This is a genomic window from Chthoniobacter sp., from assembly GCF_040003245.1.
GTDB lineage: Bacteria > Verrucomicrobiota > Verrucomicrobiia > Chthoniobacterales > Chthoniobacteraceae > Chthoniobacter.
In genome coordinates this window covers 1-7785 of the sequence record NZ_JBDUCX010000296.1, presented here as the reverse complement: position 1 = coordinate 7785, position 7785 = coordinate 1, and the positions used below count along the sequence as shown (strand labels likewise).

The following is a 7785-nucleotide window of genomic DNA, read 5'->3' as shown; positions in this document are numbered from 1 at the left end:
TGCAGAACAACGACAACTGCAAAACCAATTGCCCCGCCTGCTCGCGCGTCTGCCCGGAAGCCGCGATCATGTTTCCGAAGTACAAAGCCGGCCCGATCAACGGCGATGTTGTCAGCGACTCCGACCTCGCGAAGGAGAAGATGAAAGTGGACATCAGCGCCCTGCTCGGCGGCGACGTCTACGCCATGCTCCGCCTGCGCAGCGAAAAGGCCAAGAGCCGCTTCAGCAAAGAACGCGATTCCGACAAGGCGCTCACCGAGCGCCAGAAGTGCCTCATCAAACTCGCCGCCGCCGGCGACATCCCGCCCGAGGTCCTCATGTCCCTCCCCTCGCCCGAGGAAATCGCCCGTCGCGCCGAGGAAGCCAGCGCCAAGGCCCAGGCCGCTCTCGCCGCGCAGAAGTAGAGATTCTGCTTCGTCCCCGGCCAGCCTGCACAGCCCGGCCACGGACCGGCTCCGCTGCGAATCATGGGAAAGGATTCCTATGAAATACGAAACTTCCCGCGTCACCGAGCGTCCCCTTAACGACATCCGCGATCGCATCGCCCGTGCCGAAGCTTATCTCCCGTCCGCCGACGAGATCCGCGACGAAGCGACCACCGTCGCCCGCCGCGCCCAAACTGTCATCCGCCGCGTCCCCATGCCTGCCTTCTGGACCGCCCTCGCCGGCGGCGTCGTCGTCGCCCTGCTCCTCACCCGCCGCCAGCCGCGCACCCCCGAGGACAAATATCTCCGCGAACCCATGGGCCGCGCCCGCCAGGCCCTCACCGACGCGGTCAGCGCCCTCGCAGATGCCGCGCGCGACCGGGAAACCGCCGTCCTCGCCACAGCGCGCAACGTGGATCTCAGCCCGCTGCGCAAGCAACTCCACGCCCTGCGCCGGAAATTGCCGTTCTAAGAGACTTAAGGGACTCTGTCTAAAAGGTCAGCTCCCTCCTCGCGTGTCATTCTGAGCGGAGTGTAAGGATGACACCACGAGGAGCAGTCACGGTTTCTAAAAGCTACTGGCAGGCTTCGCACGTGCCGCCGTTGCGCATCGCCTCGATCGAGCACGCATTCTTTTCCTCGGCGGTGAACTCGCGCTTTGGCTCCGTTACAGCAGCGCGGCGGTCGCGGTTGGAGCTGTCGATGGCGCTCTTGTTGAGCGTGCGCAGGTAATAGGTGGTCTTGAGACCGCGTTCCCAGGCTTCGCGATACATGAAGCTCGCGGCGCGGGCGTCACTCTCGGCGAGCCAGAGATTGGTGCTTTGCGCCTGGTCGATCCATTTCTGACGGACGGCGGCGCATTGCAAGATCCAGGTCGGCGCGATCTCGAAGGAGGTCTTGTAGAGCGCGCGTAGCTCGGCGGGAATGCGCTCGATGCCTTGCACGCTGCCGTCGAAGTATTTCAAGTCCGCGAGCATTTCGTCGTCCCACAGTCCGCGCGCCTGCAGATCGCGCAGCAAGTGGTCGTTGGTGCGGATGAATTCGCCGCTCATGTTCGACTTGGTGTGGATGTGCTTGTAGGTCGGCTCGATGCACGGCGTGCAGCCGAGGATATTGGAAATGGTCGCGGTCGGCGCGATGGCGAGGCAGTTCGAATTGCGCATCCCTTGGGCGGCGATCTTCGCGCGCAACGCTTCCCAATCCAGGCGCGCCGTGCGGTCGACGAGCACAGGCACGCCGCGTTCTTTTTCCAGATGCTCCAGCGTGTCGAGCGGCAGCATGCCGCGGTCCCACTTCGATCCGGCGTAGCTGTCGTAGCGCCCGCGCTCGGCCGCGAGATCGCTGCTGGCGCCGTAGGCATAATAGGCGATGGCCTCGAGCGCCTCGTCGTTGAAAGCGACCGCCTCGGGCGTGTCGAAGGCGATCTTCTTATCGTAGAGCGCATCCTGCATCCCCATCACGCCGAGGCCCACGGGACGATGCCGCCGGTTGGAACTGGCCGCGGCATCGATGGGGTAAAAATTGATGTCGATGACGTTGTCGAGCATCCGCATCACCACGCTGATCGTGGCGCGCAGCTTGTCGTGATCGAGCACGCCATCTTCGCGCAGATGCGCGGCAAGGTTGATCGACGCCAGGTTGCACACCGCCACCTCGTCGCTGCTCGTGTTGAGCGTGATCTCGGTGCAAAGGTTGGAGTTGTGAATGACCCCGGCGTGATTCTGCGGACTGCGCAGATTGCACGGATCCTTGAACGTCATCCACGGATGCCCCGTCTCAAACAGCATCTCCAGCATCCGCTTCCACAGCGCGAGAATGCGCACTTTGCGCGACCACACCTTGCCCTCGGCCGCGAGCGCCTCGTAGTACGTGTAGCGCTCCTCGAAGGCGCGCCCGGAGAGCCCCGGGAGATCGGCCACGTCGTTGGTGCGGAAGAGCGACCACGTCGCGTCCTTCGGCAGCGCGCCGTCGGAGATGGCCTTGAGCCGCTTCATGAACACATCGGGAATCCAATGCGCGGTGTTCATGTTGTGCGTGCGGCGGCGGTCATCGCCCGTTTCCTTGCGCAGATCGAGAAAGTCCTCGATGTCGGCGTGCCAAAGTTCGAGATAGGAGCAGAGCGCGCCAGGCCGCTTGCCGCCTTGATTCACGGCGATCGCGATGTCGTTGGAAACCTTGAGGAAAGGAATCACGCCCGAGCTTTCGCCATTCGTCCCGTGAATGTGCGCGCCCGCGCCGCGGAGCGCCGTCCACGAGCAGCCCAGGCCGCCCGCCCATTTCGAGAGGTGCGAAAAGCGCCGCCACGTCTCGGTGATTTCCTCGATGCTGTCCCCGCAGTAGAGCAGGTAGCAGCTCGAGAGCTGCGAGCGCAGCGTGCCGGCGTTGAAGAGCGTGGGCGTCGAAGAACACGCACGGCGCGACGTGTAGATCCCGTAGAATTCCGCCGCGCGCAGCTCGCGTTTGTCTTCCAGCACGGACAGCCCCATCGCCACGCGCAGCCAGAAAATCTGCGGCGCTTCCATCCGGCGTTTGCGCCCGGTCACTTCATCCTTGGTGAGGATGAGATAACGATCGTAGAGCGTCTGGATGCCGAGGAAATCGAACTGCAAATCGGCAAAAGGATCGAGCGCGGTGGCCAGCGTCTTGAGATCAAACTCCGCCAGTTGCGGATCGAGCCGGCGCAGCGCAATGCCGCGCGGGATGTACTCCAGGAACGCCCGGCGATGCGCTTCCTTCAAGGCTTGCGGGCCGTCGGTGATCTTCCACGGCAGCGTCTCCTCGTAGATATAGCTAAGCAGGATGCGTGCGGAGAAGAAGCGCGCATCGGCATCGAGATCGAGCAGCGATTTTGCATTCAGGATGATCGTCTCGCGCCGCTCGTCCGCCGTGAGATTGATCGACGTGCTGGCCAGCAGCCGCGCCAGCAGATCGTCGTCACCCAGCGAGACCTGCAGCCCGATGCGGGCAAAGGAAATGCGCGCGCGGATGTCGGCGAGCTGCTCGCGCGTCGCCAGTTCCAGTTGCTGCGTGGAATCGTCCGTCGCCGGCTCGCCGCCAAAGGCGCGCTCCGCCGCCCGCCGCACGCGATACTTCCCGTAGGCCAGCGCCACCCGCGCGTGACCCAGCTCGATCAGCGTCTCCTCCACCAGGTCCTGTAGTTGCTCGATGTGGATGAAACTCGGCCGCTCCCGGCGCATGCGATACTCGATCTCCGCCTGCACTTGCAGGCCGATCTGTTCGTCCTGCCCCTCCACGAAACACGCCGAGGCCACCGCCTTGGCGATCTTGTGCCCGAGCCACGGAACCACGCGCGGCTTGCCGGAAATATCCCCCGGCAAATCGCGCCGGATCACTTGCGGAAATTCCGGCGCGCCGTTGAAAGGCAGATCGTTTTGCAGGACAAACGTGGCGGAGGACGTGCTCATGGGCGGGTTGGGTGCTGAAGGACGACGACGGTGGAATCTTAAATGCTAAATCCGAAATGCTAAATGCGAGGCACGGTGATGCCGCGCTGGGCCTGGTACTTGCCGCCGCGCTCCGCGTAGCTCGTTTCGCACGGCTCCGCGGCGGAAAAAAACAGGACCTGCGCCAGCCCTTCCCACGCATGAATGCGCGCGGGCAGCGGCGTCGTATTGGAAATCTCCAGCGTCACGTGCCCTTCCCATTCCGGCTCGAAAGGCGTCACGTTCACGATGATCCCGCAGCGCGCGTAGGTGCTCTTCCCCACGCAGAGCGTCAGCACATCGCGCGGGATGCGGAAGTACTCCACGCTGCGCGCCAGGGCAAACGAGTTCGGCGGCACGAGACACGATTCCCCCTTGATGTCCACGAACGCGCGATCGTCGAACGCCTTCGGATCGACCACCGCGTTGTAAACATTGGTGAAGACCTTGAACTCATCCGCCACGCGCAAATCGTAGCCGTAGCTCGACAGCCCGTAGCTGATCACCGGCGCGTCGTTCGCCCGGCGCACGAGCTTGTCCTCGAACGGCTCGATCATCCCGTGCTCCTGCGCCATGCGGCGGATCCAGTGGTCGGCGTGAATTCCCATGGTCGTCAAATCAGGTCGTCTTCCGCCGTGTTCTTCAGGCTGCCGCTCGTCTGGTACTCGGTCACGCGCGTCTCGAAAAAATTCTTCTCCTTGCGCAGGAAGATCACCTCATCCAGCCAGGCAAACGGATTCAACTTCACCCCCGAGAGCGCCGGCAGATCCAGCCCCGCCAGCCGCCGGTCCGCATTGTATTCCACATAGGTGACGAAATCCGCCTGCGTCATCCCCACGCCATCTTCCGGCAGGCAATCGCGCACGAATTCCTTTTCCAGCTCCACCCCCTCGCGCATGAACTCCACCAGCTCGGCGCGAAACTCCGGCGTCCACACATCCGGATTCTCCGCGATGAGCTGGGTGAGAATATAGCGCCCGAGCTCGATGTGGTTCGACTCGTCGCGCAGCGTGTATTGGAACATCTGCCCGATCCCCGTCATCTTGTTCTGCCGGTGCAGCGAGAGGATCATCGCGAACAGCGCGTAGAACTGCGTCCCCTCCATCACCTGCGTGATCCCGAAAATCGCCTTGGCGAACTTCTGCTTGTTCACCGTCTGCGTCAGGTCGATCCCCATCTTCAGCTCCGGCATGTGCCGGGTGATGAAGGCATTCTTCCGCTGCACGCTCGGGATGTCGCTGAACTTCGCCGTCACCTCATCCAGGTCGATATTCAGCGAGCCGATGATGTGCAGCAGCGAATCCATGTGGATCGACTCCTCCGCGATGTGCCGCAGCGAAGCGTGCTTCAGCTCCGCCGCCGTCAGGTTGTCCTCGATCACGTGCAACACGGAGTCGCCCACGATCCCCTCCGCCGCCGAAAAATAGCCCACCCCCATCTCGATGATCCACCGTTCCTTGGGCGACAGCACCCCCGTGTTCCACTGCTGCGAGTCGCGCGTCATGTCGATCACGTCCGGCTCCCAATGGTTCGCCTTCATCTGCTTATAGATGCGGTAGGCCTCGTGATACTTCAGCGGCAGGATATTCAGCTCCGCACTGCGCTGGCCATTGATCACCCGCTTGCCCGCCAGCCGCGCCCGCGCCTTCGTCTTGTCCAGGCGGAACGTCTTCGCCCCCATTTGATACACCACGAAATCGCCCTCCTCGCGCGCCGCGAGATCCTCCGCAGTGAACGACAAAGCCGTCGCCGCGCCCGCGGGCGTGGCAGTGGGAGATTCGGGAAAAACAGTGCTCATGGAAATAAGGATACGAAAACCGGCGGGCCCTTGCTCGCCAATGCAGGGACGTTTTATTTCACGGGGAGAGGAAAGACAAATTCCGGGCACAAAAAAGCCCCCGGCTCTACCCTCTCGCAGCAAGGTAGTGAGGAAAACCGAAGGGCTGCACCGTGCGGCACCGCGGGCTTCGAGAGCCCCGGCACCCGCCCGGATCAGACTATCAGAATCCCATCCGGTCGTTGGCGCGACCGTTTGGCCGGCCCAGGATGAGTGGGCCGCAGTTGGATGAGGAGTGAAAAAGCAGGTCTTCTGGCTCCGAAGTCGTCCTACTCGCCCCGCCTTACCGCGCCTTAGTGGAGGCACAGTGGCAAAATGAGGCTTTCGTCGTTCGTTACAGCGGCGCTACCGCTCGGGATTACGTCCACGCATCACTGCGCAACCGGCACCCGATTCCCTATTCTTCCGTGGCCATAGCCACAGACACTTTTTCCAGCAGAAACCACAACATATGGTGTCCGCATTCAAAGAACCACCCACATATTGGGCTCAAGCGGCATTCCTGTCAACCCACCTTTCGCCCCTTTTTTCTCCCCAAAACACACCCGCGCCACCGGCCTCCTCTCACTGCAACACCCGTCGCGGCGGAAGGCGATTGGATAATCGGAGCTAAGGCGATAGCGTTCCCATGGCTTTGGTTTAGAAGAGAAACCTATGAAACCTACCCCCCATGACAGCACCGGCGCGTCCGGTCTCGATCGGCGATCTTTTTTCCGCACGGCTCTGGCCGGTGCAGGTGCCATGGCGGTGCCGAATTTGCTGCCCGCCGCCGAGGCCTGGGGTCCGGTGGGCACGGAGCGATTTGCGGAGCCGGGACGCGAGCTGCCCCTGGTCAGCGATGCCGATGTCATCGTGTGCGGCGCCGGGCCCGCGGGAGTGAGCGCGGCGATCACCGCGGCGCGCGGCGGGGCGCGGGTACGCTTGTTTGAATGGCGGGGTTGCGTGGGCGGCGTATGGACGGCGGGGTTGTTGGGCTATCTGCTCGATTTCAATAAACCGGGTTTCGCCCGGGAGCTGGCCACCAAGCTCGATGAACGCGGCATCCGGCGCGGGAAGAGCAAGGGGTCGATCACCTATGAGCCGGAGGGTATGAAGTTGTTGCTCGAGGATTTGCTGGTGGAAGCGGGCGTGAAATTTCAACTGCACACCCGCGCGGCCGCCGCCTACCGGGAGGGCCGCCGCCTGGCGACCCTGGTGACGGAATCGAAATCGGGCCGGCAGGCGTGGCGCGCCCCGGTCTTCATCGACACCACGGGCGACGGCGATCTCGGCTCACTGGCCGGGTGCGAATGGGAGATCGGCGAGGCGAAGGATTGCCCGTGCCAGCCCATGTCGCTGAATGCGCTGCTCGTCTGCAAGGACGCGGCGGCGCTGGCGCCCTTCATCCACGTGTCGGATCCCGACGCCTCGGTGGCATTGTCGAAAAAGGCGTTTCTCGCCGAGATCCAGCGCACCGGCTTTTTCCCCTCCTACAGCAACCCCACGCTCTGGCAGGTGCGGGACAATCTCTTGCTGGTCATGATGAACCAGGAATTCGGCATCAAGCCCTGGGATGCAGCCGAGGTCACGGCTGCGACCGTGCGCGCACGCAGCGAGCTGAATCGGATCGTGAATGCCTTGCGCGGGCTGGGCGGTCCCTGGGAAAGCCTCCAGATCGCCGCCACCGCCGAGCAAATCGGCGTGCGCGACGGACGTCGCATTCGCGGCCGTTACGTGGTAACGGAGCAGGACATTGTGTCGGGCGCCCGCCACGAGGATGCCGTGGTGCGGCCGACCTTCGGAGTGGACATCCACGCCGTGACCGCAGAACTCAACAAGACCAAGGCGATCGAGACCAAGGGGATCAAAGTAAAACCCTACGACATTCCCCTCCGCGCCCTGATCGCCCGGGACGTCGACGGCCTGCTGATGGCCGGCCGCTGCATCAGCGGCGATTTCATCGCGCACGCCAGCTATCGCGTGACCGGCAACGCCACCGCGATGGGTGAAGCAGCGGGTGCAGTGGCTGCCATCGCCGCCAAAAGCGGGCGTCCGCCGCACGAGGTGGAGTGGAGTGAAGCCGTGGCGCTGCTCACGCAGA

General features: G+C 63.4%; 5 protein-coding genes, 1 pseudogene and 1 riboswitch. Of the genes and pseudogenes, 3 read left to right on the top strand and 3 right to left on the bottom strand.

From position 1 onward, the window contains the following. Together ABJF10_RS27435 and ABJF10_RS27430 are read left to right on the top strand one after the other, a co-directional pair. Positions 1 to 404 (top strand): annotated as a pseudogene (locus ABJF10_RS27435) (ferredoxin family protein); the annotation flags it as partial. 79 nt (positions 405 to 483) lie between these two features. After that, on the top strand, positions 484 to 897 hold the full coding sequence (locus ABJF10_RS27430; protein ID WP_348547814.1) for a hypothetical protein: 414 nt from the start codon (positions 484 to 486) through the stop codon (positions 895 to 897). A gap of 103 nt (positions 898 to 1000) precedes the next feature. Here ABJF10_RS27430 and ABJF10_RS27425 read toward each other — a convergent pair whose 3' ends face one another. The 3 genes from ABJF10_RS27425 to ABJF10_RS27415 are packed head-to-tail and all read right to left on the bottom strand — an operon-like array spanning position 1001 to position 5666. Next, the gene (locus ABJF10_RS27425) at positions 1001 to 3850 is read right to left on the bottom strand and encodes a ribonucleoside-diphosphate reductase subunit alpha (protein ID WP_348547813.1); all 2850 of its coding nucleotides are present in this window, start codon (positions 3848 to 3850) and stop codon (positions 1001 to 1003) included. 59 nt (positions 3851 to 3909) lie between these two features. After that, the gene (dcd, locus tag ABJF10_RS27420) at positions 3910 to 4476 is read right to left on the bottom strand and encodes a dCTP deaminase (protein WP_348547812.1); all 567 of its coding nucleotides are present in this window, start codon (positions 4474 to 4476) and stop codon (positions 3910 to 3912) included. 5 nt (positions 4477 to 4481) lie between these two features. Beyond that, positions 4482 to 5666 (bottom strand): ribonucleotide-diphosphate reductase subunit beta, encoded by a 1185-nt coding sequence (locus ABJF10_RS27415; RefSeq protein WP_348547811.1) that lies wholly within the window; start codon positions 5664 to 5666, stop codon positions 4482 to 4484. 263 nt (positions 5667 to 5929) lie between these two features. Continuing rightward, positions 5930 to 6151: riboswitch (cobalamin riboswitch) on the bottom strand. Between the two features lie 208 nt (positions 6152 to 6359). Here ABJF10_RS27415 and ABJF10_RS27410 point away from each other — a divergent pair. Further along, a partial coding sequence (locus tag ABJF10_RS27410; protein WP_348547810.1) for an FAD-dependent oxidoreductase occupies positions 6360 to 7785 on the top strand: 1426 nt, incomplete at its 3' end.

Excerpts from the sequence above, each read along its gene's own strand:
- ABJF10_RS27430 (WP_348547814.1), top strand. The coding sequence starts at position 484 with ATGAAATACGAAACTTCCCGCGTCACCGAGCGTCCCCTTAACGACATC.
- ABJF10_RS27425 (WP_348547813.1), bottom strand. The coding sequence starts at position 3,850 with ATGAGCACGTCCTCCGCCACGTTTGTCCTGCAAAACGATCTGCCTTTC.
- dcd (WP_348547812.1), bottom strand. The coding sequence starts at position 4,476 with ATGGGAATTCACGCCGACCACTGGATCCGCCGCATGGCGCAGGAGCAC.
- ABJF10_RS27415 (WP_348547811.1), bottom strand. The coding sequence starts at position 5,666 with ATGAGCACTGTTTTTCCCGAATCTCCCACTGCCACGCCCGCGGGCGCG.